This window comes from Maridesulfovibrio sp., assembly GCF_963666665.1.
Classification (GTDB): domain Bacteria; phylum Desulfobacterota; class Desulfovibrionia; order Desulfovibrionales; family Desulfovibrionaceae; genus Maridesulfovibrio.
On sequence record NZ_OY762999.1, the window covers coordinates 3,359,474 to 3,383,733 of the forward strand.

A 24,260-nucleotide genomic window follows, 5' to 3' on the forward strand; every position below is an offset into this window, starting at 1 on the left:
GAGCGGAACTTACCATATAGATATGGGAAAACTGACTCTGATTTTATTCTTTACTGTTCTGCTGGTTCTGGGCTGCGCTGCGAGCTGCCTTGCCTGGGGTCCGGGTGTGCATATGGCCATCGGCAATGCTGTGCTTTCAAACACTGTGCTGCTTTCTGATACCGTGGCAAAGTTGCTGCTCTCCAATTCAGCCATATTTCTTTACGGCTGCTTGAGTGCGGACATTTTCATCGGCAAAGGCAGCAAAGCCAAGCGATTACACAGCCATAACTGGCAAACCGGATTCAACCTGCTGGATGAATCCGATGATGATCACCTGAAAGCCTATTCTCTGGGTTATCTTTCCCATCTGGCAGCAGATATCATCGCTCACAACTATTATGTACCCAACCTCATGCAGCAGGCTCCCTCCGGGGGCAGGTTGAGCCATGTCTACATAGAAATGCTGGCCGATGATCAAGTTGACTGGTCAGCTCAGGAAGCGGCCCGCCTTTTCCGCAGGGCCAATCAGGATGCAGACTTCAATCTGAGAAAACACATGGATGCAAAGAAATATAGCTTCCTGTTCAAAAAAAAGGTGTTCCACCAGACCATCGGACTTCTGGAATATAAGGCGGTCAGCAAATCCCTTAAAATTTCAAAAAAGGTAGTCCCGGCTTTTCGTCAAGCTTACCTGCGCTCCATCATAGACTATTCATACCGGCTGGTGATTGACATGCTCAATTCTCCTCAGAATGCTGTAGCCCTTAATTTCGATCCCATCGGCGCAGACAATATTGCACTCGCCAAGGAAGAGAACAGCTGGAAAACCGCCCTCAAGCGCAACGTCCCCTTCTCTCCCCGTTTTGAAATTGATGAGCGGATAACCGGACTGCCCAAGCTGGACGGGGTGGGAGATATGTTTAAGTCAAAAGCAAGTATTCTCTCCACGGCTGTGAGCAATTAATCAGCCTAAACAGGATATATCTCGAAAAAATATCAGAATTTTGTTCAGACTTTCTAAGATTATTACGCCTAAAAAACGGGTTTTTATTTAAAAGCATGAATTTAGTTCGCAATACTACGACACATATTTCTACAAAAGCATCTTCCATGTATATTCAATGCAATTTTTTTTAAATCAATGTTGTAACCATCAATATAACATTGATTACACATCACTACTGCATCAGCATCTATATCGTCACCTGAAGACAAACAGTTCAGGACAATTGATTCCACTTTCCCCCAGCCATATCTTTGCTTGTCCCGGTTTTTACAAATTTGGCACATTTTTGCTTATTTTAAAAATTACCTTAGTAATTTCGTATGTATAAGTTTATAAATCTTGTACCAATATTGTCAAAGCGTGTACCCACAAGACAAGCTTGCGAAATTTTTCACCAACGCATTGATTTTGAAATCAACACTATCTGAATCCTGCCGATACCACTTCAAGAACATGTCTTAACAAAGATAAGAGACTGATTTTTAAGTATTACCAAGCCAAAACAGATAGTGAACATTATTTGCTATGCATTTTTAGGTTTTGCATTGCCAACTGTTGACTTGCATTGAACTCAGACATAGGTGGGACTTGTGAACAACACAAATTAAACCAAATTTTTTTTGGAGGAATATAATATGTACGCAATCGGAACCATCAAAGCCTGGGCAGCTACCCGCGCAGCACGCAACGGCGGTGAAGTAAACCACAGCATCCACGCTGTGCTCACCATTGCCACCCTCGGTCTCTGGCTTCCCGTCTGGACCGTGGCTGCAATCCGCGAAACCAACCGTGCAAAAATGAGAAGCTCTCTTGTGGACCTGCGCCACATCGAACGTCTTGAAATCTCCCCCGAATACCGCAGACAGCTTGCACGCATGTCCCGCTAGGACTGCGCAGCTCAAGTTCATAAAAAGTGAATTTGGGGAACAAAATTAATATGGATTAGTTTTGTTCCAATGGTCTTCGGAAAATACGTCTTTTACCGCTTTTCAATGAAGCGGTGCCATATTTGAAACCCGGTCCCCTTGTGATCCAATTACGAGTGGACCGGGTTTTATTTAATTGAGAATCCCTTTCCGGGGTTTGCTTTTCCAGCCGGTTGAAATAATATCAACTTGCCTTTCCGCCATTTCGCCTGAAATGGCAGTCCTGTTTCCCGCGCCAAAAACAGAACCTTGTCATGCTACGCGACACACTTATGTGCCGTGGTTATCTGTATTTTCAACTTACCGAGGTTCAATCATGTTTGAATACGATCTTGCCCATTGGACAACCTTTCTATTAGCCGCCCTGCTGCTTAACATCGCACCGGGACCGGACATGGCCTACATACTCAGCCATACCGTCACCGGAGGCCGAAAAGCCGGATTCGCCGCTATGTTCGGAATCTGGTCCGGGGCTTTCCTCTATGTGCTCCTGACCGCACTTGGCCTTGCGGCCATTATTGCCGCATCCGCCACCGCTTTCTCAATCGTGAAATGGGTCGGGGTAGCTTACCTTTTCTGGCTGGCCATCGGAGCTTTCAGGTCCAAGGGCAGTCTGCTGGATATAAGCAAAAATTCAAAACAGCTGGCCCCTTCCGCAATCTTCAAGCAGGGCATGTTCATCCACCTGCTCAACCCCAAGGTTGCAACATTCTTCATAGCCTTCCTGCCGCAATTCGTAGTTGAAGGAGCCGGACCTGTCTGGGCCCAGCTGATGCTGCACGGAACACTGATCATCGTCACTGCAGCATTTGTTGAGCCTCCGCTAATCTACGCCGGAGACCGCATCACCGGAAGATTGCGCGAAAGCCAGAAACTGCAAAGATTGCTGGATAAAGCGCTGGGATCTGTCTTTGTCGCGTTTGGGGTAAAATTGGCTATGTATGAGAGATAAGAAAAGGGTGCGCAAGCACCCTTTATTTAACCACCCCCATCTGCTACTTTCCGGGTAACCAAAGGAGTTACCCATGAAAAAAATATTACTGACCATATTCATTCTCACTTCAATTGCACTTTGCGGCTGCCAGCCCAAGATGAATATTTTTCCGGACGGGACTGATCCCCTGCTTGAAAAGAAACTGCAAGGCGAAGGAGAACACAAGGTTCTTGTGGTCTCCATTGACGGAACAATTTCCGATGAAAGTAAGCGTGGATTGCTGAGCAATTCCCCCAGCCTCATTCAGGAGGTTTCCTCGCGGCTCAAACTTGCAGCCGAGGATGACAAAGTCAAAGCCCTTGTGCTCAAGGTCAATTCTCCCGGAGGCTCAGTTACCGCCAGCGACATCCTTTATAATGAAATAGTGCGCTTTAAAGAAAAGACCGGGGCAAAAGTTATAGTTAATATGATGGATGTGGCTGCTTCCGGCGGTTATTACGTCAGCCTGCCCGCTGATCATATCATGGCCCACCCCACCACGCTGACCGGGTCCGTCGGGGTCATCTTTATCCGCCCCAAAGTGGAAGGACTCATGGAAAAAATCGGGGTATCCGTGGAGGTTTCAAAATCAGGGCGCAACAAAGACATGGGCTTTCCCTTCAAGCCGGACACACCGGAACAGAAAAAAATCATCGATGATATTATCAAAGATTACGCAGACCGCTTTCAGGGACTGGTCAAAAAACACCGTTCCATCTCAGAGGATCAACTCAAAGCCATCTTCACAGCACAGGTTTTCAGTGCACAGGGGGCAAAGAAAGCAGGACTTGTGGATAGTCTCGGCTATCTTCCAGACGCAGTAAAAACAGCCTGTAAGTTGGCCGGAATTGATGAAAACTCACAAGTGATCACATACAAACACAAGAGTTATCCCAACGACACTCTTTATAACTCTGCTTCATCGCAGGCATTCTCCCCGGCACTGATCAATATTGATGCCGGAAACCTCATGCCGCCTAAAGCCGGATTTCATTACCTCTGGCTTCCGGCAGCGGAATGATTATAGTCACACTGCTTTGCATTCCGGAAAAAAACATGTATGAACTGCCCGTTTGACCTGATGACAGCAAACTCTTAAACGGAGAACCAAATGAAAAAAAACAGCCTGATCCTTACATTCATCCTGCTTTTTTCTCTCGTTGTTTTCAGCGCATGCACTCAGGAAACCCAGAACCGCATCGGCCGTTCCATCCAGAACTGGACCGGGGTAAACGGTGTTCTTGAAATCTATTCCGGCGGCAAACTGATCAAGCGATTTGTAAAAATCGATAAGCTTTCCACTGCCGCAGGCACTAAGGAACGCGTTCAGCGACCATACCGATTCGGTTACGGTGTTCTTGATGCCAACCTGAACGGCAAAGCAGACCCCGATGAAAACAAGGTCTACTTTGAATTCAGCGACTACGCTACCAATTACGTTTTCTTCGAAGACCCCAAAGCTAATAAATAACTATTCCTGCCGGACCTTAATGGTCCGGCATTTTTTTGCCCATGAACAAATGTATAAGAGCGGCAAGAGCCGTAACAATGACCCACGGAGAAAATCCGGTTATCGAAGATTTCGCCCTCATCCATGACGGGGAGCGGATTCTGGAAACAGGAATTTGGTCAGAACTGAACGAGACTTTTTCCGGTGAAGTTGAAGACCTCGGTGATGTGACAATCGCCCCGGGGCTGATCAATGCCCACGTACACCTTGAACTTTCCCATCTGAAAGGCAAGACCGTGCAGGAGCAGGGCTTCACCAACTGGATCAAGTCTCTGCTTTCCAATCCCCTTTACGACCTTGATACCGAGGCCGTTCGAGACGCCGTGCAGCAAATGTGTGCTGAAGGCACTGCATTCTGCGTTGATATCTCCACACGCAACGGTGCACAGGTTGCAGGGATTATGGATGAACTGACCATGGGATTCTACGCCTGCTGCGAAGCTATCGGAGTGCAAGAACCCAAGGAAGGAGCTAAATTCTTTCCGCAAAAAGAATTCAACCATGGCCGCGCCGCCGGGTCCGGTCATTCCCTCTACTCAACCGGAGCTGAGCTTTTGCAGGCGGTAAAAGCAGCTAATGATGCAGCCGGACTGCCCTACCCAATCCATCTTGCGGAAAATGAGGAAGAGGATGAGATAGTAGCCCATGGCACCGGAGAATTTGCAGGAATGCTCAAGGGAGCAGGACTGCTGGCCGATTGCGGCAACAAAGGGTTACGCCCGGTTGAATATGCCGACTCCCTCGGCTTGCTGGATGATTCGACCCTTGCGGTTCATTGTGTTCGGGTTGCGGATAGCGACATAAACATCCTTGCCGAACGCAAGGTAAATGTCTGCCTCTGCCCCCGCTCAAATACATACATCGGTGAAGGCCGGGCTCCGTGGGAAAAAATCCTGAAATCTGGTATAAACACTTGTCTGGGAACGGACAGCATTGCTTCCAATCATGACTTATCCATGTGGAACGAGCTGGAATACCTGCTTAAAAACATCAAAATTTCCTTGTCCACGGCTGAAGCGCTTGCACTTGTAACCACAAACAGCGCCAAGGCTTTGAAGATAGATGACTTATATGGATCTCTGGATAAGGGGAAACGCGCTGTTTACGCTATAATCCCCTCACATCTTGAAGATCTTCTGTTTTAATATTTTTTTGCACCACAACTGAGAGGAACTCTTATGGAATGGCGACATAAAGATTTGCTGGATGTTTCCCAGCTCAACAAAGAGGAAGTACAGCATGTTTTTGAGACTGCTACTTACTTTCAGGAAATCAACTCCCGTCCGGTAAAAAAGGTACCGACTTTAAAAGGCCATAGTGTGGTCCTTTTTTTTGCCGAGGCAAGCACAAGGACCAAGACCTCCTTTGACATGGCCGGGAAACGTCTTTCCTGCGACACTTTCTCCCTTGCCAAAAGCTCCAGCAGCCTGACCAAGGGCGAAACTCTCAAGGATACCGCCCTGACACTTCAGGCCATGAATCCGGACGGCATTGTCCTGCGTCACTGGGCCAGCGGCGCGTCTCAATTTCTGGCTGAACGCCTCGATTGCAGCATCATCAACGCCGGTGACGGCCGCCACGCACATCCCACACAGGCCCTGCTTGACGGTTTCACCCTTTATCAGGAATGGGGCTCCCTTGAAGGCAAGACAATACTCATCCTTGGAGACATCGCGCACAGCCGTGTTGCGCGTTCAAACCTGATCCTGATGAACAAAATGGGCGCCAAGGTCCGTTTCTGCGGCCCGCGCACCCTGCTGCCGCCGCAGATCAGAAAATGGGACGCAGAAGTTTACACCGACATCAATGAAGCCTGCAAAGGCGTGGATGCAATCATGTGTCTCCGTCTCCAGCTGGAACGCCAGCAGGACGGTCTTCTGCCTGACCTGCGCGAATACTCCAAATATTTCGGTCTGGGCCATAAGCAGCTCGAACAGGCTAACACGGATGTAAAGATCATGCATCCCGGCCCCATGAACCGGGGAGTTGAAATCAACTCCGAGCTTGCCGACTGCGAAGCCAGCCTCGTGCTCGATCAGGTCGCATCCGGTGTAGCTACCCGCATGGCCTTACTTTACCTCTACCTCACCCGCAAAAAATAAGGAGAATACAATATGACTCATCCTGAACTTGTCATCCGCAAGGCAGTATGGAAAGGCGAAGAAGTCGATCTCCTTGTTGCTGACTGCAAAATTTTAGATGTAATCCCGTCTTCCGACACCATGTATGAAGGCGCTGAGGTAGTAGCTGCAAAAGGTCTGCTGCTCATGCCTTCCATGACCGATGTTCACACCCACCTGCGTGAACCTGGCTTTGAATACAAGGAAGACATTGCCTCCGGCCTGAAAGCTGCTGTTCACGGCGGTTTCTCCAACATTATGTGCATGGCCAACACTGCTCCGGTCAACGACAATGCCGTTGTTACCGATGAAATGCTGCGTAAAGCCAAAGCAGCCTTCCCGGAAGGCGGTCCGCGTCTCTTTCCCATCGGCGCATTAACCAAGGGTCTGGAAGGCAAAGAACTGGCCCCCATGCATGAAATGGCTGAGGCCGGATGCGCAGCTTTCTCCAACGACGGTCTTCCGGTCAAGAACAGTGAGCTTTTCCGCAGGGCCATGGAATACGGTTCCGATACCGGAAAGCCGATTATCGACCATTGCGAGGATCCTTACCTTGCGCCCGCTGCCGGAGTGAATGAAGGCGAAGTATCATCCGTGCTCGGCCTTGCCGGACAGCCAGATGTTGCAGAGGCCGCACAGGTCGCCCGGGACCTGCTCATGGCTGAATATCTGGATATGCACATCCATCTTGCCCATATCTCCTGCCGTAAATCAGTGGACCTGATCGCATGGGCCAAGAAACGCGGGGTTAAGGTCACCGCTGAAACATGTCCTCACTACCTGCTGCTAACCGAAGAAGCCCTGAACGGCTACAGCTCGGACACCAAGGTCAACCCGCCCCTGCGCACCGCAGATGACGTAGAAGCCCTGCTGGCAGGTATCAAGGACGGAACCATCGACATGTTCGCCACCGATCATGCTCCCCACGCAGCCCACGAAAAAGAAGTCGAATTCATGTACGCACCATGCGGTATCTCCGGCTTGGATTCCGCCCTTTCCTTGACTTGGTCACTGGTGGCATCCGGAAAGATTACCTTTGACGATTTCATCCGCATGTGGACCACCGCTCCATGCAAGACTTTCGACCTGCCGTTGAACAGCTTTGAAAAAGACGATCCGGCTGACTTTTTCCTCTTTGATCCCAACGAAGAATGGGTGCTGGATTCAACTACAATGCACTCCAAAGGCAAAAACACTCCATTCCGCGGACAAACCCTGAAAGGACGGGTTATAAGCCATTTCCTTAGTGGCAAAAAAATAGTATGACCTCTTTAACAGACAGTGAATAAGTCTGTTGTGCAAAGGTAAAAACTAATAATTTTATATAGTTGATCTGCATCTGCTGCCAAGGCAACAGACGGTTTATTTTTGATAAGGAGATTTTAATGAGCGAACCTTTCAAGGACGCGGTGGGAATTTGCAAAACCATCATGCGTAACGGCTATGATGCTTATATCATTAATGAAAGATTGCAAAAGCTGACCATTGAGGACAAAGGCGAAGAAGTCGAACTGGATATTTCCACCGAACTTGATTTCAAAAGGCTGGCTAAACTGTTCCCCAACATCCAGCCCACTGAGCAACAGGACGTTACCGCGATTTTGAAAGAAGGCGGAAATATTTTTTATTTCTATACTTCCGAAACCAGCAACTCTTCACATCCTGAAGAATGCGTATCCCGCATGACTCCCAGACTGCTCAAGGCTTTGGAACAAAAGCACCAGATCCCCATGTCTGCTGCCTGTCCTTACATTCCCAAGGCTCAGGACCCTTACGAAGGATTCGCAGAACTGAGCAGCGGTGAAGTCCGCCTGCTGGGTATCCCGGACCAGACTCTCAAAAAAGATTACCTCATGGGTATCAGGGCCTTGCGTTTTGCCGCAAACTACAACCTGCCCATTGAAACAAATACCAAAATCGCGATCATCCGCTCCTGCAAGCGTATTCTCGATTACGTACCCGTGCCTGAAATCATGGATGAATGGCGCAAGGTTGAAGCTGAAAACATGTACGTTTTCGTTTCCCTGCTCTTTGAAACCATGCTCCTGCACGGCCTGATTCCCGAACTTGCAGCTCTTTCCCGCCTGACTCAGGTTAAGAACAGCAAGACCGGCGAAACCGAAGACGTTTTCACCCACACCCTCGATGTCATGCGCCTCTACCCCGAAGAACTGCCTTACGACTGGTTCGGCGTGGTAGCCTGCATGTTCCACGATGTTGGTAAACTCTACACCGCCGAAGAAGTTGAAGGACAATGGCAGTTCCTGCAGCACCACCGCGTCGGCGCAAAAGTGACTAGAAAAATCCTGACCCGTCTCAACTTCCCTCAGGAAGATGTAGACCTTATCTGCGATCTGATACGCAACCACATGCGTTTCCACTTCATGCTCACCGACAAGGGTATCCGTAAGTTCAAGGCTCTGGATGAATATCCCCGCCTCATCGAAATGGTTCGCGCTGACATTAAAGCCCGCGACACCACCTACAAGGAATTCAACCACAACCTTAAAATGCTTGAGCGTGCCGATATCCCCGAAGAAGCACTTGATCCCTTCCTCAACGGTAACGAGATCATGCAGCACACCGGACTCAACCCCGGTCCCGGCGTCGGTATCATTCGCGAATCCCTGCTTAAAGCACAGATCGCCGGTGACGTTACAAACATGGATGAAGCCATTGAGTACGTTATCGATCAGGCTAAGAAAGCTTAAGACTTAGCTTCATACCAAAAATTAAAGCCTCTGGAATGATATGTTCCAGAGGCTTTTCTATTACCCAACCAAAACGCCCTGCCGATCAACTCGACAGGGCGTTATTTCTTTAATTCAATCCCAAAAATGAACTACAGTTCACAAATATCCTTCTCCATGTCATTGCGCAGATGTCCCTGACCGGTGGATTCAAGAACCGCACGCCAGTAGTCGGATTTGATGTTCAACTTCTTGCGCTTGATGGTTACCAGATCGAGCGGCAGGTGCACATAGCGGGCCTGCAAACGGCTGACCACCATTCCGGTCTTTCCTGCCATTGCTGCGTGTACGGCATGCTGGCCTAAGAAACCGCAATAAACGCAATCGTTGGCATTAGCCGGGACGGAACGAATAATGTAGCTGGGGTCAATAAACTTCAAGGTAATATCCTTGCCCAAATCCTTGAAGTAGTCCTTAATACGGCGGATGATCAGGGTGCAGACATCGCAAAGCACGGGGTTTCCGGATGCATCCTTTTCCCCGGTGTATTCACATTGTTCCTGCCCGGCTCCCTCTGCGCAGACAATAACCGCGTGCTGGCGTTCCTCCAGACGCTTTTCGAGGGAGCGAAGCAAACCGTATTCCCCGTCGAATTCAAAAGGATGCTCGGGCACGAGCACGAAGTTTACGTCTTTGAGGGCCAATGTGGCCTGTGCAGCAATAAAGCCGGATTCACGTCCCATAAGCTTAACCAGGCCGATACCGTTGACCACGCCCACGGATTCGACATGAGCGGACTGAATAGCTTCAGTGGCCTTGTCTACTGCGGTATCAAATCCAAATGACTTGGTAACGAAACTGATGTCGTTATCAATGGTTTTTGGAACACCTATAATGGAAATTCTGATTCGCCTTTTCTCAATTTCTTCGACAATCTTCTGGGCAGCGCGCATGGTACCGTCACCACCGATCATGAACAGCACAGAAATATTCATCCGCTCAAGGGCATCGACAATCTCTTCAGGGTCCTGCGGACCGCGTGACGAGCCGAGGATGGTACCGCCGAACTGGTGGATATTGGCAACCTTATCGGCTGTAAGCTCCACAACATCATGTCCGAACTTGGGGATGAAGCCCTGCAAGCCGAACTTGATACCCAGTACGGAAGGCACCTTATAGAGATAGTGAGCCTCAAGTACAATTGAACGGATAACATCATTCAGGCCGGGGCAAAGCCCGCCGCAGGTAACCACCGCACATTTGGTCTTTGAAGGATCAAAATAGGTGAATGCACGAGGGCCGGCTTTTTCAAACTCCTGATAGACATCATTGCTGGAAGATGAATCCATGTCCTCTTCAGCAAGGTTAACCAAGGTTCTTTCCTTATCTTCAATGAAGACACACCGTTTGAGCGGAGAAGGTATTTTAGCCTTGCCCAACACCGGGATCTCGGTATTTATCTGCTGTGTTTTATTAGCTTTTTTAACCATTTCAAACCTCCTGCGGAACTAAATCCGCCAGTCGTGAATAGCAGTTATCTTACTTCACCTTGAATAAGGGGCACCCACATAGCCGGACTGTCATCCAAAATAGACTCACGAACAGGCAATTCCATGGGATGCGGATTCAAATACGCCGTGGCACCAACATTTTCCCACCAGAGATAAAACCCCTTATCCTCTAAATGCCTGCCGTAAAGACGCATTGTCCCCTTTTGGCATACCATATCATAGAGACGAAATTGCTTTTTCCCAACGTTGTATACACCTTTGCTTGGTGAAATTACTTTCCAGTCTTCAGCATCCGTTCCGGAAATTTCTTTACCGTCCAAGACACTATAATAACGGGTTTCGCGATCAAGGTCACGAACCCTTAGCAACTTTTCTGTAGCGGAATAGGAAACTATGAACATGGGCATGCCCAGATGTTCGGTAATCTTCCAGCGATCCACCCCGGTCGAATAGACCAGCCCTCCGTCGCGTTTATAAATCCAGGCAGGTTCCTGCTGCAGGGCTTCCGATTTTTTTACTGTCGCCCTTTTACTGAGGTCCCAATAAACCTCACTTCCGTTATCACGGGTCAGGCAGACCACATACCCCGCCATTCGGGCATCGACAAAAGGCCCCCCGGGCACTTCATCGGAATCCAGACGGGTTTGGGTCTTCATGCCCTGCTTGACGATTCTGCCCGAAGCTTCCACTGCCACCAGAACGCCCTGCCCCGGTGTGTAGCCAAGATAAAGAGGTGTACCTTCAAGGATTGAAATTTCCTGAAGAGGACCGGAAACAGGACCGCAAAGCAACGTATTAAAGCTATCGATGATACCGAGCCATTCACCTGTGCGGGAAAGAGCCATCATCTTTACAGGGCCGTGTTCCACCGGAATTTCACCCGGTATCCTCGAACACTCATCAAGATTAAAGACATAAATCTGTCGACCGTCGCGTCCTGTTGCAGCCAGAGTCGGACTGCCGGAACCGTATCCGGTCTGCATAGCTCCGCCCCCTCCGGGAAGGCGTACTTTACTGCATTTATGCTTGCTCCAGATGCGGACTGTGCCATCATAAAGAGCTGCGGCCAATCCTTCTTCATTCCCGGCATAGGATGAAACTCCTCCGGCAATGATCGGCATGGCTTTTTCGCGTTTTACAGAAATATAAAGCTTATCTTCCAAACCTTCAAAAGGAGGTTCATAGAGCTTTTTAGCACTTACATATTTTTTACTCAGCAATTTGGAAACATAACTTTTAAGGGATTTTGTAGTTCCCTTCCGTAACTGGGAAGGCACTTCAATATAAGACTGCCCCACTCTTTCCTTAGACGCAGCATTCCCCTGCGCGGGCATTCCGGCTGTAACAAACAATAAAGCCAGACCGGTAAGGCCTACTTTGAATTTTCTAGAAATCATCCCTTGTTTTCCTTGGTTATCCTGCTCTGTAAAGTAATGCGCTCAACTATGCTTTTGTAATATTCATCTTCTTCATTGATGGCTATTTCCTTCCCGCGCATGCTCTTGATGCGTTCAAAAAGCAGATTTACTTTCTGCATCTGGGTATAGCGTTCCTTTTCATCTTCCATATATTCAAGCAAATCAAGGGCAGAATGAATATCTTTTCTAAGCTGCATCTCAGGAGGAAGGTAGCCGCCATTCTTCAAGGCCTTATATGCCATGCGCAACTCAGGGGGAATCATGGAGTCGTCTTCCAGCTCAAGGGGCCTTCCCTTGCCCGGAAGATCATCAAATTCCCCTTTACGCTCAGCTTCCTTAATCCGAGACTCCGCTATGGCCGCTATAAAATACATTAACGCCCCGCATTCCGGGAGAGCATTTCCCCTCCCAATCCATCAATCCAAGTAATGGTGTTCTTCATAATTCCGTCAACAGCCTCCTGCGCAGCCTGAGCAATTGCCTCGCCGCGCATGGACTTGACCGGAGCTTCCGCTTCAACCAGCTTTCTGGCCAGCAGATTCTTTCCGCTTCCGTCCCAGAGGGAATAACGCACTGCGACCTTAAATGCATCCCCTCCGCTACGCTGAATTTCAAATGAAGTAATCACTCCTGAAAGAACCAGATCCTTGTCGATTCCAGGCCGATACGGACTTATAACCTCATAGCTGTTCATACAGTTCAGTGCAGGTCCGGCCACAAGGTCGAAAATTTCAGCCGGAGTCCCTTCCCAGCTCCAGCGGTAATCAGGCTTCATGACCTGTCCTTTAGCGACAATCACAGTCTCGCGGTCCAATGCGGGAAGACTGGTGAATCTTCGCAAGGCCAATCTGGGCATATCATGATTAATCCTGTCGCATTCATTGGCAGAAATATAGCCGTCCACCCGTAAAAAGGATGACTCCACAGATTTTCCGCCGATACAGCCGGCGCAGGAAAGTACGAAAAACAAAAGTGCTATGAAAAAAATTCTACTGCTCATTTTCAGCTCCCTGCGGAGGATTCAAAACCTGCCACGGACGTTCGCGCAATGACCGGGCCAACCTGTTCATCTCTCTGGAAAGACGGTTTATATTGGTAAGTATGATTTCAAGTTCTTCCTGATCGTACTCAACATTGCGCCGCAGGTCTGCGGTCAGCCCCTCGATGCCGTCCACCGCACGGGTCACATCAGCCCCGACACCGCCGAGAGTAACACTCATATCTCCCTGCAGGGTCGCAATTGCTGTTTCAACTTTCTGCAGGGTATCGATAAGTTCATTGGTCAGTACGGTGATATTTTTCGAACCGTTGTTCATAGCCCCGGCCCCGGCACCGGCCAACTTTTTCCATTCATTGCGGAAAGTGACCAATGTAGCATTGGTTTCGGCAAGCACCTCAGGAGCCATTTTCAGACTTTTTCCGATGTTGGACATATTCTCAGGAGAAAAAAGCATCTCAAAGGCATTTACGGCCCTTTCCAGCTGTGGAGTCAAATCCGCGACCGAACGGCCCATTTGAGCAGCCACTTCGTTCATACTCATGATGACTGCGGATGGAATGGAATCACCGTCAGCCAATTTTGGACCCGCATCTCCACGCAATTCCAAAAGGATGTAGTTATCCCCCACCAAACCTTTCTGGGTTACCATGGCAGTTGTCCCACGGTAGAGAGGAAAGTCATGGTCCACATTGATGATCACTGAAATGCGTCCCGGATTTTCTGCATCAACATTAATTGAATCCACCTTACCCACGCTAAGCCCCGCGTACTTGACCGGACGACCGGGGGTAAGGTCCTTCACATTGCGGAAAAGGATTTTGTATTGCGTGTAGTCGGAAAAAAAATCATGCCCGCCCAAAAAGACAATAAACAAGCCGAGGACAGCCAGTCCGGCAAGAGCAGCCAAAGCAGCTTTGATGACATCGGCAGCCGAGCTGCGCGGATTGAGAACCATTACATATCTCCTACTCAGGACCTGCTTCGGAACTTAACAGCCCTTTCCATGCTGGGATCAAGTTCCGTTGGCCTGCGTTCCAGAAAGTCGATTATATATTTATCATCGGACTGCTGCAGTCCTTCTACATCTCCTTGATACAGGCAGCTCCCTCTATGCAGAACCACAACGTGGTCCGCAATGTTAAAGAGGCTGTCCAGATCATGGGTCACCACTACTGTGGTCACATGAAAAGTCTCCTTGAGCTTGAGGATCAACTGATCAAGGTCAGCGGCAGTGATCGGGTCCAGCCCGGAAGACGGTTCATCGCAGAGCAATGTGGTCGGGTCCATAACCATAGCCCGTGCCAGACCTGCCCTCTTGCGCATGCCCCCGGAAAGCTGGCTGGGATAGTAATGCATGAAATCACCCAAGCCGACCATCCGCAACTTCATCTGTACCACTTCCTCAATGATCGTGTCCGGCAATTCTGTGTGTTCCTGCATGGGCAGAGCCACATTCTCGCCAAGTGTCAGCGAACCGAGCATAGCTCCATCCTGAAACAACACGCCCATGCGGGTACGGATCTGCTTGTATTCGCGCTCGTCTTTCAAGGCGGTCAGATTTGTATCACCCAAAAAGATCTCTCCGGAAACAGGGATATTCAAACCGAGAATATGGCGCAGCAAAGTGGATTTGCCACACCCTGATCCTCCGAGAATCACACTGATCTTTCCGGCGGGCAGCACGGCATTCAGGTCCTCCATGAGCACTTTGCCCGGATAACCTAAACTGAGCTTTTTCAGCCTTATGTCCTGTGCAACTCTTGATAATTTCATGATCTGCTACCGAAAAATAAAGTTGAGTGCCGTAAAGAACAGGTCCAGCAATATTATCATAAATATGGAGATAACAACAGAATTGGTTGTCTTGCGCCCTACATCAGCCGCCCCCTCACGGGCGAGAAAACCCTGCCAGCAACCGATAAGCGTAATGGCAACGGCAAAGCCCCCGGCCTTGACCAGTCCGGCCAGCACGTCATGTAACTTAAGAAATTCTACTGAATTATTGAAATAGGTAACTTCATTGATACCTAGGGCGATTGCGGAAAAGGCCCCGCCGGAAAAGATGCCGACAAAATCCGCCCAGACAGTCAAACAGGGGACCATGATAAGCATGGCGATCATTTTGGGAACGACAAGAAAACGGACCGGCTCAATGCCCATAACTTCAAGGGCATCGATTTCCTCGGAAATCTGCATGGTAGCAATTTCTGCAGTGAAGGCGGCTCCGGAACGTCCGGTGACAATGATTGCGGTGAGCAAAGGACCAAGCTCACGGATAATGGTCACGCCCACAAGGTTGGCCACATAACTGATGGCACCGACCTTTTCCAATTGCTGGGCGGACTGCAAGGCTAGAATAATGCCTGTACAGGCGGAAATGACACTGACGATGGGAATGGAATCTGCCCCGACCGAGGCAAGATCACGAAAAAGTCTTTTACGGTAAAATGATTTTTTATTTCCGGGCGTGAGGCGCAGGCAGCCGAGGAGTCTGGAAACCATCCAAGCGAGAACATGCAATCCATTCATCCCGAATAACTCCCTTTCCTGCCATGCCGGACAGCCTATCAGTCCATCCCGAACAACGACTTGACCTGCGTAAGATTCAAGAGCCTGTCGACCTGATCCGTAACAGCAATGATCTTCACACCACGGCTATCTTTGTTCAATATCCTGCGCAGCTCAATCAACGAAGCCAAACCGGAACTGTCCAGATACTCCAGTTCAGAAAGATCCACCTGAACTTCGCCTGAAGTCTGCTTAACAAAGGCATGCATCTTTTCCCTGAGATCAGGGGTACCGGTAAAATCGACTTCACCGCTGATTTTAATCAGGCCCTCTTCCTGCGAGGATTCCATTTTCCAGCCCGCGCCCATAAATATCTCCTTACCGCCTGCCCGGCAGCATTAAGCCCTGTAAATCTCAACCACGGTAGTATCATCGTTAGGAGGAATGTCTCCTCTCCAATCGGCAACAGCTTTAAGAAGAATTTCCCCGGCTCGAGGAGTTCCTCCCTGCCTGAGGGTCTTTTCCATACGCTCTTCGCCGAAAAATTCGCCATTCCCGGCCCGGGCTTCATCAACACCATCAGTGACAATGATCAGCGACTTCCCTTTATCAAGTACAAACTCGCTGGTACCGAAGTCACCGTCTTCAAGAATGCCTACCGGCAACCCAGAAGGACGCTCAAGGGACTCTACTTTGCCGTCGGCAACCAGTAATGGAGAAGGATGTCCAGCCAAAGCAAATTCGCATTTCCCGCTTTCCGGAAAGTAACGCAAGAGAACCATGGTAGCGAACACTTCACCGTTCATAAATTCATAAGCGCCGGCATTGACTGCCTTGAGCATTTCTCCGGGAGTCTTTTCGCCAAGCGCTTCTGCCCTGATCCTAGTCCACAGGGCGGACATGATCAAAGCCGCAGGCAACCCCTTACCGGAGACGTCGGCCACATAAATATACCAGCTTCCGTCGGAATTGGGTATAAAATCGTACAAATCCCCACCAACAAATTGAGCCGGAACGGAACTGCCCCAAATGAGATTATCACCTTCCAGTTCTGGCTGACGGGGATTGAACTGTCTCTGAATACGGGCTGCTGCTTCCAGCTGAGTTTCAAACTTCTGCTGGTTCAAGCGCTGCAGCATAAGTTCTGAACGAACAAGAGCAACCCCGGCTAAATGTCCGAAACTCTCCAGAAGCTCTTCGTCTTCCTTTCCGAAACATTCCTTGTCTGAAGAATTAAGGACCTGCACGACCCCCAGAAGCTTGCCCTGATGAATGATGGGGGTGCAAAGAATACACTTGGTCACAAACCCGGATTTTTTATCTGCCGCCTTTGAAAAGCGATCATCATTCTGGGCATCAAGAACATTCAGGGCTTCACGGTGATCAGCCACCCATCCGGCAATCCCCTGCCCCATAGGCAACTCAAATCCGGTCTTAAGATTTTTCATGGCCTTATCACCGAGTACATCGTTCATGGCCCAAGCGAATTCAAGGACATTCTTTTTTTCATTGTAAAGCATGATTGATGAAGCCTGAGCACCGGTAACATCCTGAGCCAGCCTAAGCAGTTGAGGCAGCAGATCTACCAAAGACTCAATACTTGCCAAGACCTCATTGGCCTGAATCAACTTCTTTAGCCTGTTAACCTGTGTATTCAAGACTTCCCCCCTGAATCAGCTTTTCTACAAATATTTATCCAGACTTAACAGCATACACTATTTTAATCTGTTGTGAAATTATACAAATATTACTCGCTCCAGATATTCACTTCCGGCTTCGGCCAGTTACGTACAGCCTCAGCCAGCTCATCAACAGATGCTGTGGCAGCACCAACCTGCCCGACTACGATACCGGCCGCATAGTTTGCCAGCACAGCAGAAGTCAGCGGATCAAGACCTGCAGCGAGACCAAGCCCCAGAGTTGCGATAACCGTGTCGCCTGCACCTGTAACATCAAACACCTTACGAGCAAATGTGGGCACATGCTTAACCACATTCCTAGACTCAAAGAGAGCCATACCGTCGCCGCCAAGGGTGATCAGCAGGTGAGTGGGATCGATGCGGTCAAAAAGCCTGCGTCCGGCTTCCAGAACATCTTCACGGGTTTTGACCTGCATGTTGGCCCCCTCCCCGGCCTCCTTGGAGTTGGGAGTAAGCATGCTGACAGACTTGTAGCGATCATAGTTGACTGTCTTGGGATCGACCAGAATGTGCGGCTTGTGATTTTTCTCTTTCAGAAGTTTCCAGAAGCGTTCAAAAAAAGAATCAGACAGAAGTCCCTTTCCGTAGTCAGAAAGAATGACCACCTTGTAATCACAAATTTCGCGATCAAGAAATGCAAATAACTGATCCATGAGAGAATCAGCAAAATCAGTAGTCTTCTCCCGATCAACACGAACCATCTGCTGATTATGGGCCATCACCCGGGTTTTCTTGGTTGTCGGGCGATCATCAGCTTCATACAGGGAATACGGAATTCCGGACTCGGAACAGAGCCTTTCAAAAACCTCCCCTTCTCCATCGTGACCGACAAATCCGGTCAGATGCGGCTCGCCACCGAGAGCGACAATATTGCGGGCAACGTTGCCGGCTCCGCCAAGCAGGTATTTTTCTTCGGTAACCTGCACGACAGGAACCGGGGCTTCCGGGGAAATGCGTTCAACCGAACCAATCACATAATGATCAAGCATCACATCACCGATGATTAGAACCTTGCGATCTTTCAATTTCGGGAGAACACTTAAAATTTTATTATCCATTCCTTTTTTCCTTTAAGAGCGAAGTTCTAGGATAGCGACCAGACGCTCAAGTTCTTCTTCGTTGGCATAACTGATGGTCATCTTACCTTTCTTGGGGGAACCGCTGAACCTGACTTTTGTTTCAAGGGCTGACTCAAGTCGGCCTTTGATTCGCTCAAGGCTTTCATCAATTGTTTTGGGTTCCGTATTCTTGCTTCTTTTAGATTTAGGCTTAGCGACAACCTCGCCTTCAGGAAGCTCTCCGTGCTCTTTAAAATATGTAGCAGCTCCTTCACACTGACGCACAGACATACCGCTGATCATGAGCCTGTCAAAGAGTTCATCCCGAGCATCATCATCAGTAATTGCCATGAGAGCACGTCCGTGACCGGCGGAAATTTTACCGTCTCCAATGGCATTCTGGACAGGCTCGGAAAGTGTCAGCAGTCTCATGGAGTTAGAAAGTGCGGAACGACTTTTACCCACCTGACCGGACAATTGCTCCTGACTAAGGCCGAACTTTGTGATCAGCTCCTGATAACCTTTGGCTTCTTCAATGGGGTTCAGATCTTCACGCTGCAGGTTTTCGATCAGAGCGATGGCCATACTCTCAAGATCGGTCATTTCCTTGACCAAAGCCGGGATCTCACCCAGTCCGGCCAATTTCGATGCCCGCAGGCGACGCTCACCTGCAACCAGCTCAAAACGATCTTTACGCCCAGCAACTGGACGGACCAAAATAGGCTGCAAAACGCCCTTTGCGCGAATGGATTCTGAAAGATCCTTCAGAGCTTCAGGAGAAAACTCCTTACGCGGCTGGTTGGGGTTGGCAACGATCATATCAATATCAATCTTCCGAGCATCAATAGAAAGCTCCGAAGATTTTTTTTCATCAACACCTTTGCCGCCACCTAGGAGGGCATCGAGTCCCCTTCCTAAACCGCCAGTGACACCTGCCATGGATTTTCTCCTTATGTTTTCAGCTCCGATAAACGGAGCCTGATAATATTTCCTTTGACTTGATTGAAACCGTGATTATTGTATCCCGAACTCATCAATAACAATGACGTCGGAGGCTACATGTCTAAACACGATGACAATCTTACAGAACTTTTCGATAAAAACGGCAACCTGATCGGCGCCCTGCTTACTGCAGACCTATGGAACAAGGTCAAGCCTATGATCAAAGACCTGCTCCCTCAGGAAGCTCCTCCGGAACGTCCGGAGCCCATCGGAGAATGGGAAACTCTAAAAGAGTACTGGGACTTCCCCTACCCCGTTGATACCGATGTGCACTGCGAACTTTGCGGCAACAAAACTGAAGACTGGGAAAAGGATGATCCCCGCAAGTTCAGGCTTATGTCCTGCAACCTCGGCGGCCTTGTTTCATTTAAATGCACCCAGTGCAATGGCCGCGTTGTCAAAAAGCATTTTAAAGATGAAATTACCGTCGAATGTACGCCCTACATTGAAGAAAAAAATAATAACTTTGAAGCCCGTTATTAATCGCTTCACTACACTCGTATAATCAAAGGCCGGCAGAAATGTCGGCCTTTTTTTTATGAACTACTCTTCAGCGTGACGCTTAACCACTTCCTGCGCCAGACTCAGATAAGCCAGAGCGCCGTTTGATTTTGCATCGTAAGATATCGCAGGTTTTCCAAAACTCGGTGCCTCGGAAAGACGAACATTTCGCGGTACAATAGTTTCAAAAAGACTATCCGGAAAAGCCTTACGCACTTCATTCTTCACCTGACGGGCGAGCCTGTTGCGCTTGTCGTACATAGTCAGGACCACACCTAAGACTGAAAGATCAGGATTCAATCTTTTCTTAACCAGCTCATAAGTCATCAGCAGCTGGGCAACACCTTCAAGAGCATAATACTCTGTCTGAAGTGGGACCAGCAGTTCCTTTGCCGCACAAAGAGCGTTTACGGTCAGCAGGCCAAGTGAAGGCGGGCAGTCGAAAATGATATAATCATATTGATCATCAACTGTCTCCACGAGATCTTTAAGATAGTACTCACGGCCCATTTTATCGATTAGTTCAATTTCAGCACCCACTAAATCCTGACTCGCAGGCATGAGTGAAAGATAAGGGATATCTGTTTGATATATAGCTTCCTTTGCTCTCTCCGGCTCAAATAAAACAGAGTATACGTTTACTCTGGAGTCTCCGGGATAGAATCCGAGCCCGCTTGAACCGTTCCCCTGAGGGTCACAATCAACAAGCAGAACTTTCTTTTCCATCACAGCAAGGGAAGCGGAAAGATTGATAGAGGTAGTGGTTTTACCTACTCCACCCTTCTGGTTGGCTACAACAATTCTCTTTGCCACTTGAAACCACCTTGTTAATGAGATTTCAATTTTTCATGTTTCACGTGAAACATCTCAACCAAGTTGACACAAAAACAACAGAGCCAAAGCTAGTCTGAAAAAAACTTTAAATCAAGAAAAGTGACGGCAAAAATGATTCGTTAAAATTGGAATATCAGCTTATTATCGCCTTTAACCTGAGAATTGATAAAACATTTCAGCTAACTAAAAAAAATTACATTTATTTGATCATCACAAAAAAAAGGCCGCTAAAAAGCGGCCTTAAAAATACGATATAGATCGAAAGACTATACGTTGTAGTAACCTCTGTACCACTCAACAAATTTTGCGATACCTTCTTCAACAGTTGTTTCAGGTTTGAAATCAACGTCGCGAACAAGATCATCCACATTTGCATAAGTGGAAGGAACATCACCAGCCTGCAAGGGCATCATGTTCTTTTCAGCTTTCTTACCAATGCAGTCTTCAAGAACTTCGATATAACGCATCAGTTCGGTAGGCTGGTTGTTACCGATATTGTAGATACGAAAAGGAGCAGGACTTGTTCCCGGATCAGGAGCAGCGCCGGACCAATCAGGATTGGAGACAGCGGTATTCTTCATAACCCTGACCACACCTTCTACGATGTCATCTATAAATGTGAAGTCACGAAGCATTTTACCGTGGTTGAACACATTGATAGGTTTGTCTTCGAAAATAGCCTTAGTGAAAAGAAAAAGAGCCATATCAGGTCTGCCCCATGGGCCGTATACGGTGAAGAAACGAAGACCGGTGGTGGGGATATTGAAAAGATGGCTGTAGGAATGTGCCATCAGTTCATTAGACTTCTTAGTGGCTGCATACATGCTGATGGGGTGGTCAACGTTATCATGAATGCTGAAAGGCATATTGGTGTTCAGACCATAAACGGAACTGGAAGAAGCATAAACAAGGTGCTCCACTCCATTATGACGGCAGCCTTCGAGGATGTTCATGAAGCCGACAACGTTGGAATCGATGTAAGCCTGCGGGTTAATCAGGGAGTAACGTACACCGGCCTGAGCTGCAAGGTTGACCACGTGGGTAAACTTCTCTTTAGCAAACAGCTTTTCCATGGCTTCGCGATCAGCCATATCCATATAGGCGAAGGTGAATTTGTCGTTATCCTCTATCTGTTTGAGGCGGTTTTTCTTAACATTTACATCATAGTAATCATTAAGAATATCAAGGCCTACAACTTCGTGGCCTTCAGCAAGAAGACGTTTGGAAAGGTGAAAACCGATAAAACCGGCTGCTCCTGTTACAAGGACTTTCATTATTAATCGCTCTCTTGGTCTTTTTTATCCATTGCCTCTCCCCTGCCGGTGAACGGCGCCAATATTTTTAATAAATCAAGAGGAAGAGGAATTATGGTGGAAGATTTTCCTTCAGCAGACATCTCTCTCAAAGTCTGCAAATATCTCAATTGCAATGCTTCAGGATGGGCAGAGATGATCTCTGCAGCCTTAGACAGCTTGTCTGCAGCCTGAAACTCACCCTGTGCATTAATGACCTTAGCCCGACGCTCGCGTTCGGCTTCCGCCTGCTTGGCCATGGCTCTTTGCATTTCCTGCGGCAGGTCAATATATTTGAGCTCAACAGTACTTACTTTAATACCCCAAGGATCAGTATGGGTATCCAGAATTTCCTGAATTTCGCTGTTAACTTTTTCGCGTTGGGAAAGTATCTCGTCAAGTTCAACGCCTCCACATACGCTACGCAAGGTGGTTTGTGCAAGCTGAGAAGTGGCAAACATAAAATCCTCCACTTCGAGAATAGCCTTGATCGGGTCAATGACCCTGAAATAAACCACCGCATTCACCTTGATACTTACGTTATCACGGGTGATAACATCCTGATTGGGAACATCCAGAGTCATTATTCTTAGCGACACACGAATCATACGGTCAACAATCGGGATCAGGATTATCAGTCCGGGACCTTTAGCATTTATCACTCTTCCCAATCTAAAAATCACACCTCGTTCATACTCGTTCAGGACCTTCAGGGCTGTGATCAGAAAAAAAACGACCAATAGAATAACAGGAATAAAAAATGTCATATAAACCTCCAAAAAATGTGAGTTGATCAGCTTTTTCTTACAATAATCAGGGTTAGACCACGAGAATCAACAACCTTGATCATTGTTCCGGGCTCAAAAAAACTTTTATCATACGCCTCAGCATTCCAGATTTCACCCCGCACACGAATTTTCATGAGCTCCCCTTTCAATTCAAGAACCTCACCTTCAAGACCGATCATACTTTCCATACCCACGCCTAAGCTGGAGATCTGAGCCTTGGTTACCAGATATACAATTACTCCGACAAATGCGGCAAAAGTAACCACAGTCCCCAAAATAGTGCCCAGCGGTATTCCGGGAGTTCCTTCACTGAATAAAACTAACGAACCGACGAACAGGCTGATCACGGCACCGAGGCTGAGCAACCCATAACTGACAATAAAAACTTCAAGCAGAAAAAGCACCGCGCCTAACAAGAGCAAAAGTAAACCGGCGGCATTAGTAGGCAAGACGGACATGGCGTAAAGTCCCGTTACTAAGCAGAAGGCACCTAGCACTCCGGGAAGAATTGCTCCGGGATGAGCGATTTCAAAAAACAAACCTAGTATCCCGCCAAGCAGAAGAAAATATGCAATCTGTGGATCAAGAAGCCATGAAAGCACTTCATAACGAAATCCCGGATCATATTTTATAACTGCTACATCGGATTTGAAAAATTTAACTTTCTGTCCATCGATAAGCACTCCCCTAGCACCAAGCTGCTCAAGAAAATCTTCTACTGAAAGAGCCATGAAATCGACAACATTCAGGGTCACTGCATCCTGTGCATCCACGCTGACCCCATCTTGAACAGACTTCGCATACCATTCAATGTTACGTCCCCGCTTACGCGCTATGCCTTTAATCAGACTGACCATGTCCCCGGTAATTTTCTTGCTCATTGTTTCAGGAAGCTCATCTCCGGAAGAAGAAACTGGACTGGCAGCACCAATGGAGGTACCGGGAGCCATAGCCGAAACCTGAGCTGCTGCTGTAATGAAAGTTCCTGCCGAAGCAGCATGGGCACCTTCAGGACCTACCCAAACGCAAATCGGAATCTTGCTGTTCATGATAATCTTAACCAGCTCACGCATGGATGTAGCAAGACCGCCCGGAGTATCGAGCCTCAGCAACATAAGATCATGATCGTCATCACCAGCTTGCTCAAGTCCATCCTCAAGCAAATCAACCTGAGCAGGACTTATGGCACCTTGTATTTCAAGGAAAAGCACACTCATTTCTTTAGCATGCAAGGAATCCACACGTGCAAAGACAAAAAGTATCGTAATGATGATCGAGCAATAAATAAGAACTGAACGCTTCTTTAAACCATTCATAACGACTCCCGTGAAGTAGGCTTTTATAATTCATAATGCCAAATCATGGGCAATAAATAAACAATGGAAAAAGAAAACCCCGCCTTATTAAGACGGGGTCCATAATTTTAAAAATGAAGTGAATT

Annotated in this window: 25 protein-coding genes; 10 read left to right on the forward strand and 15 right to left on the reverse strand. The window is 48.1% G+C overall.

The window, feature by feature from the left end:
* Window positions 1-22: 22 nt before the first annotated feature.
* From ACKU40_RS15460 to ACKU40_RS15500, 9 genes are all read left to right on the forward strand, one after another.
* Window positions 23-946 (forward strand): zinc dependent phospholipase C family protein, encoded by a 924-nt coding sequence (locus tag ACKU40_RS15460; protein ID WP_320173685.1) that lies wholly within the window; start codon window positions 23-25, stop codon window positions 944-946.
* A 677-nt stretch (window positions 947-1,623) separates the two neighbouring features.
* Window positions 1,624-1,875, forward strand: coding sequence for a hypothetical protein (locus tag ACKU40_RS15465; protein ID WP_012765620.1), 252 nt, complete (start codon window positions 1,624-1,626; stop codon window positions 1,873-1,875).
* 355 nt (window positions 1,876-2,230) lie between these two features.
* Complete coding sequence (locus ACKU40_RS15470) at window positions 2,231-2,866, forward strand: LysE family translocator (protein WP_320173686.1); 636 nt, start codon at window positions 2,231-2,233, stop codon at window positions 2,864-2,866.
* Window positions 2,867-2,939: 73 nt separating this feature from the next.
* Window positions 2,940-3,908, forward strand: coding sequence for a signal peptide peptidase SppA (gene sppA / locus ACKU40_RS15475; protein ID WP_320173687.1), 969 nt, complete (start codon window positions 2,940-2,942; stop codon window positions 3,906-3,908).
* Between the two features lie 90 nt (window positions 3,909-3,998).
* The gene (locus tag ACKU40_RS15480) at window positions 3,999-4,358 is read left to right on the forward strand and encodes a hypothetical protein (protein ID WP_320173688.1); all 360 of its coding nucleotides are present in this window, start codon (window positions 3,999-4,001) and stop codon (window positions 4,356-4,358) included.
* A gap of 77 nt (window positions 4,359-4,435) precedes the next feature.
* On the forward strand, window positions 4,436-5,542 hold the full coding sequence (locus ACKU40_RS15485; protein ID WP_320173689.1) for an amidohydrolase family protein: 1,107 nt from the start codon (window positions 4,436-4,438) through the stop codon (window positions 5,540-5,542).
* Window positions 5,543-5,575: 33 nt separating this feature from the next.
* The gene (locus ACKU40_RS15490) at window positions 5,576-6,499 is read left to right on the forward strand and encodes an aspartate carbamoyltransferase catalytic subunit (protein ID WP_320173690.1); all 924 of its coding nucleotides are present in this window, start codon (window positions 5,576-5,578) and stop codon (window positions 6,497-6,499) included.
* A 12-nt stretch (window positions 6,500-6,511) separates the two neighbouring features.
* On the forward strand, window positions 6,512-7,783 hold the full coding sequence (locus tag ACKU40_RS15495) for a dihydroorotase (protein WP_320173691.1): 1,272 nt from the start codon (window positions 6,512-6,514) through the stop codon (window positions 7,781-7,783).
* A 119-nt stretch (window positions 7,784-7,902) separates the two neighbouring features.
* Complete coding sequence (locus ACKU40_RS15500) at window positions 7,903-9,228, forward strand: HD domain-containing protein (RefSeq protein ID WP_320173692.1); 1,326 nt, start codon at window positions 7,903-7,905, stop codon at window positions 9,226-9,228.
* Window positions 9,229-9,359: 131 nt separating this feature from the next.
* Here the strand turns inward: ACKU40_RS15500 and ACKU40_RS15505 are convergent, their stop codons facing one another.
* The 11 genes from ACKU40_RS15505 to ACKU40_RS15555 all read right to left on the reverse strand — a co-directional run bounded on the left by ACKU40_RS15505 (window position 9,360) and on the right by ACKU40_RS15555 (window position 19,341).
* The gene (locus ACKU40_RS15505) at window positions 9,360-10,697 is read right to left on the reverse strand and encodes an ATP-dependent 6-phosphofructokinase (RefSeq protein ID WP_320173693.1); all 1,338 of its coding nucleotides are present in this window, start codon (window positions 10,695-10,697) and stop codon (window positions 9,360-9,362) included.
* Window positions 10,698-10,741: 44 nt separating this feature from the next.
* The gene (locus tag ACKU40_RS15510; RefSeq protein ID WP_320173694.1) at window positions 10,742-12,115 is read right to left on the reverse strand and encodes a WD40 repeat domain-containing protein; all 1,374 of its coding nucleotides are present in this window, start codon (window positions 12,113-12,115) and stop codon (window positions 10,742-10,744) included.
* Window positions 12,112-12,510: a DnaJ family domain-containing protein gene (locus ACKU40_RS15515; protein WP_320173695.1), complete on the reverse strand. Its 399-nt coding sequence runs from the start codon at window positions 12,508-12,510 to the stop codon at window positions 12,112-12,114. The genes ACKU40_RS15510 and ACKU40_RS15515 overlap by 4 nt, the downstream gene beginning before the upstream one ends.
* Window positions 12,510-13,136, reverse strand: coding sequence for an ABC-type transport auxiliary lipoprotein family protein (locus tag ACKU40_RS15520; RefSeq protein ID WP_320173696.1), 627 nt, complete (start codon window positions 13,134-13,136; stop codon window positions 12,510-12,512). The genes ACKU40_RS15515 and ACKU40_RS15520 overlap by 1 nt, the downstream gene beginning before the upstream one ends.
* Window positions 13,126-14,091, reverse strand: coding sequence for an MlaD family protein (locus ACKU40_RS15525; protein WP_320173697.1), 966 nt, complete (start codon window positions 14,089-14,091; stop codon window positions 13,126-13,128). The genes ACKU40_RS15520 and ACKU40_RS15525 overlap by 11 nt, the downstream gene beginning before the upstream one ends.
* Before the next feature lie 14 nt (window positions 14,092-14,105).
* The gene (locus ACKU40_RS15530) at window positions 14,106-14,909 is read right to left on the reverse strand and encodes an ATP-binding cassette domain-containing protein (RefSeq protein WP_320173698.1); all 804 of its coding nucleotides are present in this window, start codon (window positions 14,907-14,909) and stop codon (window positions 14,106-14,108) included.
* Window positions 14,910-14,915: 6 nt separating this feature from the next.
* Window positions 14,916-15,665, reverse strand: a complete 750-nt coding sequence (locus ACKU40_RS15535) for an ABC transporter permease (protein WP_320173699.1) — start codon at window positions 15,663-15,665, stop codon at window positions 14,916-14,918.
* A 38-nt stretch (window positions 15,666-15,703) separates the two neighbouring features.
* On the reverse strand, window positions 15,704-16,012 hold the full coding sequence (locus ACKU40_RS15540) for an STAS domain-containing protein (protein ID WP_320173700.1): 309 nt from the start codon (window positions 16,010-16,012) through the stop codon (window positions 15,704-15,706).
* Between the two features lie 30 nt (window positions 16,013-16,042).
* Window positions 16,043-17,302: a GAF domain-containing SpoIIE family protein phosphatase gene (locus ACKU40_RS15545; RefSeq protein WP_320173701.1), complete on the reverse strand. Its 1,260-nt coding sequence runs from the start codon at window positions 17,300-17,302 to the stop codon at window positions 16,043-16,045.
* 89 nt (window positions 17,303-17,391) lie between these two features.
* Window positions 17,392-18,402 carry a D-glycero-beta-D-manno-heptose-7-phosphate kinase gene (gene rfaE1 / locus ACKU40_RS15550; protein WP_320173702.1) on the reverse strand — a complete coding sequence of 337 codons (1,011 nt, stop codon included), beginning with the start codon at window positions 18,400-18,402 and terminating at the stop codon, window positions 17,392-17,394.
* A 12-nt stretch (window positions 18,403-18,414) separates the two neighbouring features.
* On the reverse strand, window positions 18,415-19,341 hold the full coding sequence (locus ACKU40_RS15555) for a ParB/RepB/Spo0J family partition protein (RefSeq protein WP_320173703.1): 927 nt from the start codon (window positions 19,339-19,341) through the stop codon (window positions 18,415-18,417).
* 120 nt (window positions 19,342-19,461) lie between these two features.
* Here ACKU40_RS15555 and ACKU40_RS15560 point away from each other — a divergent pair, with 120 nt between their 5' ends.
* Window positions 19,462-19,887 carry a hypothetical protein gene (locus ACKU40_RS15560; RefSeq protein ID WP_320173704.1) on the forward strand — a complete coding sequence of 142 codons (426 nt, stop codon included), beginning with the start codon at window positions 19,462-19,464 and terminating at the stop codon, window positions 19,885-19,887.
* A gap of 60 nt (window positions 19,888-19,947) precedes the next feature.
* Here ACKU40_RS15560 and ACKU40_RS15565 read toward each other — a convergent pair whose 3' ends face one another.
* From ACKU40_RS15565 to ACKU40_RS15580, 4 genes are all read right to left on the reverse strand, one after another.
* On the reverse strand, window positions 19,948-20,718 hold the full coding sequence (locus tag ACKU40_RS15565) for an AAA family ATPase (RefSeq protein WP_320173705.1): 771 nt from the start codon (window positions 20,716-20,718) through the stop codon (window positions 19,948-19,950).
* 287 nt (window positions 20,719-21,005) lie between these two features.
* On the reverse strand, window positions 21,006-22,013 hold the full coding sequence (locus ACKU40_RS15570; protein WP_320173706.1) for an NAD-dependent epimerase: 1,008 nt from the start codon (window positions 22,011-22,013) through the stop codon (window positions 21,006-21,008).
* A gap of 2 nt (window positions 22,014-22,015) precedes the next feature.
* Window positions 22,016-22,798: a slipin family protein gene (locus ACKU40_RS15575; RefSeq protein WP_320173707.1), complete on the reverse strand. Its 783-nt coding sequence runs from the start codon at window positions 22,796-22,798 to the stop codon at window positions 22,016-22,018.
* Between the two features lie 26 nt (window positions 22,799-22,824).
* Window positions 22,825-24,135, reverse strand: coding sequence for a nodulation protein NfeD (locus ACKU40_RS15580; RefSeq protein ID WP_320173708.1), 1,311 nt, complete (start codon window positions 24,133-24,135; stop codon window positions 22,825-22,827).
* Between the last annotated feature and the right edge of the window lie 125 nt (window positions 24,136-24,260).

Coding starts and splice junctions, on each gene's coding strand:
- ACKU40_RS15460 (WP_320173685.1), top strand. CDS start 23: ATGGGAAAACTGACTCTGATTTTATTCTTTACTGTTCTGCTGGTTCTG.
- ACKU40_RS15465 (WP_012765620.1), top strand. CDS start 1,624: ATGTACGCAATCGGAACCATCAAAGCCTGGGCAGCTACCCGCGCAGCA.
- ACKU40_RS15470 (WP_320173686.1), top strand. CDS start 2,231: ATGTTTGAATACGATCTTGCCCATTGGACAACCTTTCTATTAGCCGCC.
- sppA (WP_320173687.1), top strand. CDS start 2,940: ATGAAAAAAATATTACTGACCATATTCATTCTCACTTCAATTGCACTT.
- ACKU40_RS15480 (WP_320173688.1), top strand. CDS start 3,999: ATGAAAAAAAACAGCCTGATCCTTACATTCATCCTGCTTTTTTCTCTC.
- ACKU40_RS15485 (WP_320173689.1), top strand. CDS start 4,436: ATGACCCACGGAGAAAATCCGGTTATCGAAGATTTCGCCCTCATCCAT.
- ACKU40_RS15490 (WP_320173690.1), top strand. CDS start 5,576: ATGGAATGGCGACATAAAGATTTGCTGGATGTTTCCCAGCTCAACAAA.
- ACKU40_RS15495 (WP_320173691.1), top strand. CDS start 6,512: ATGACTCATCCTGAACTTGTCATCCGCAAGGCAGTATGGAAAGGCGAA.
- ACKU40_RS15500 (WP_320173692.1), top strand. CDS start 7,903: ATGAGCGAACCTTTCAAGGACGCGGTGGGAATTTGCAAAACCATCATG.
- ACKU40_RS15505 (WP_320173693.1), bottom strand. CDS start 10,697: ATGGTTAAAAAAGCTAATAAAACACAGCAGATAAATACCGAGATCCCG.
- ACKU40_RS15510 (WP_320173694.1), bottom strand. CDS start 12,115: ATGATTTCTAGAAAATTCAAAGTAGGCCTTACCGGTCTGGCTTTATTG.
- ACKU40_RS15515 (WP_320173695.1), bottom strand. CDS start 12,510: ATGTATTTTATAGCGGCCATAGCGGAGTCTCGGATTAAGGAAGCTGAG.
- ACKU40_RS15520 (WP_320173696.1), bottom strand. CDS start 13,136: ATGAGCAGTAGAATTTTTTTCATAGCACTTTTGTTTTTCGTACTTTCC.
- ACKU40_RS15525 (WP_320173697.1), bottom strand. CDS start 14,091: ATGGTTCTCAATCCGCGCAGCTCGGCTGCCGATGTCATCAAAGCTGCT.
- ACKU40_RS15530 (WP_320173698.1), bottom strand. CDS start 14,909: ATGAAATTATCAAGAGTTGCACAGGACATAAGGCTGAAAAAGCTCAGT.
- ACKU40_RS15535 (WP_320173699.1), bottom strand. CDS start 15,665: ATGAATGGATTGCATGTTCTCGCTTGGATGGTTTCCAGACTCCTCGGC.
- ACKU40_RS15540 (WP_320173700.1), bottom strand. CDS start 16,012: ATGGGCGCGGGCTGGAAAATGGAATCCTCGCAGGAAGAGGGCCTGATT.
- rfaE1 (WP_320173702.1), bottom strand. CDS start 18,402: ATGGATAATAAAATTTTAAGTGTTCTCCCGAAATTGAAAGATCGCAAG.
- ACKU40_RS15555 (WP_320173703.1), bottom strand. CDS start 19,341: ATGGCAGGTGTCACTGGCGGTTTAGGAAGGGGACTCGATGCCCTCCTA.
- ACKU40_RS15560 (WP_320173704.1), top strand. CDS start 19,462: ATGTCTAAACACGATGACAATCTTACAGAACTTTTCGATAAAAACGGC.
- ACKU40_RS15570 (WP_320173706.1), bottom strand. CDS start 22,013: ATGAAAGTCCTTGTAACAGGAGCAGCCGGTTTTATCGGTTTTCACCTT.
- ACKU40_RS15575 (WP_320173707.1), bottom strand. CDS start 22,798: ATGACATTTTTTATTCCTGTTATTCTATTGGTCGTTTTTTTTCTGATC.
- ACKU40_RS15580 (WP_320173708.1), bottom strand. CDS start 24,135: ATGAATGGTTTAAAGAAGCGTTCAGTTCTTATTTATTGCTCGATCATC.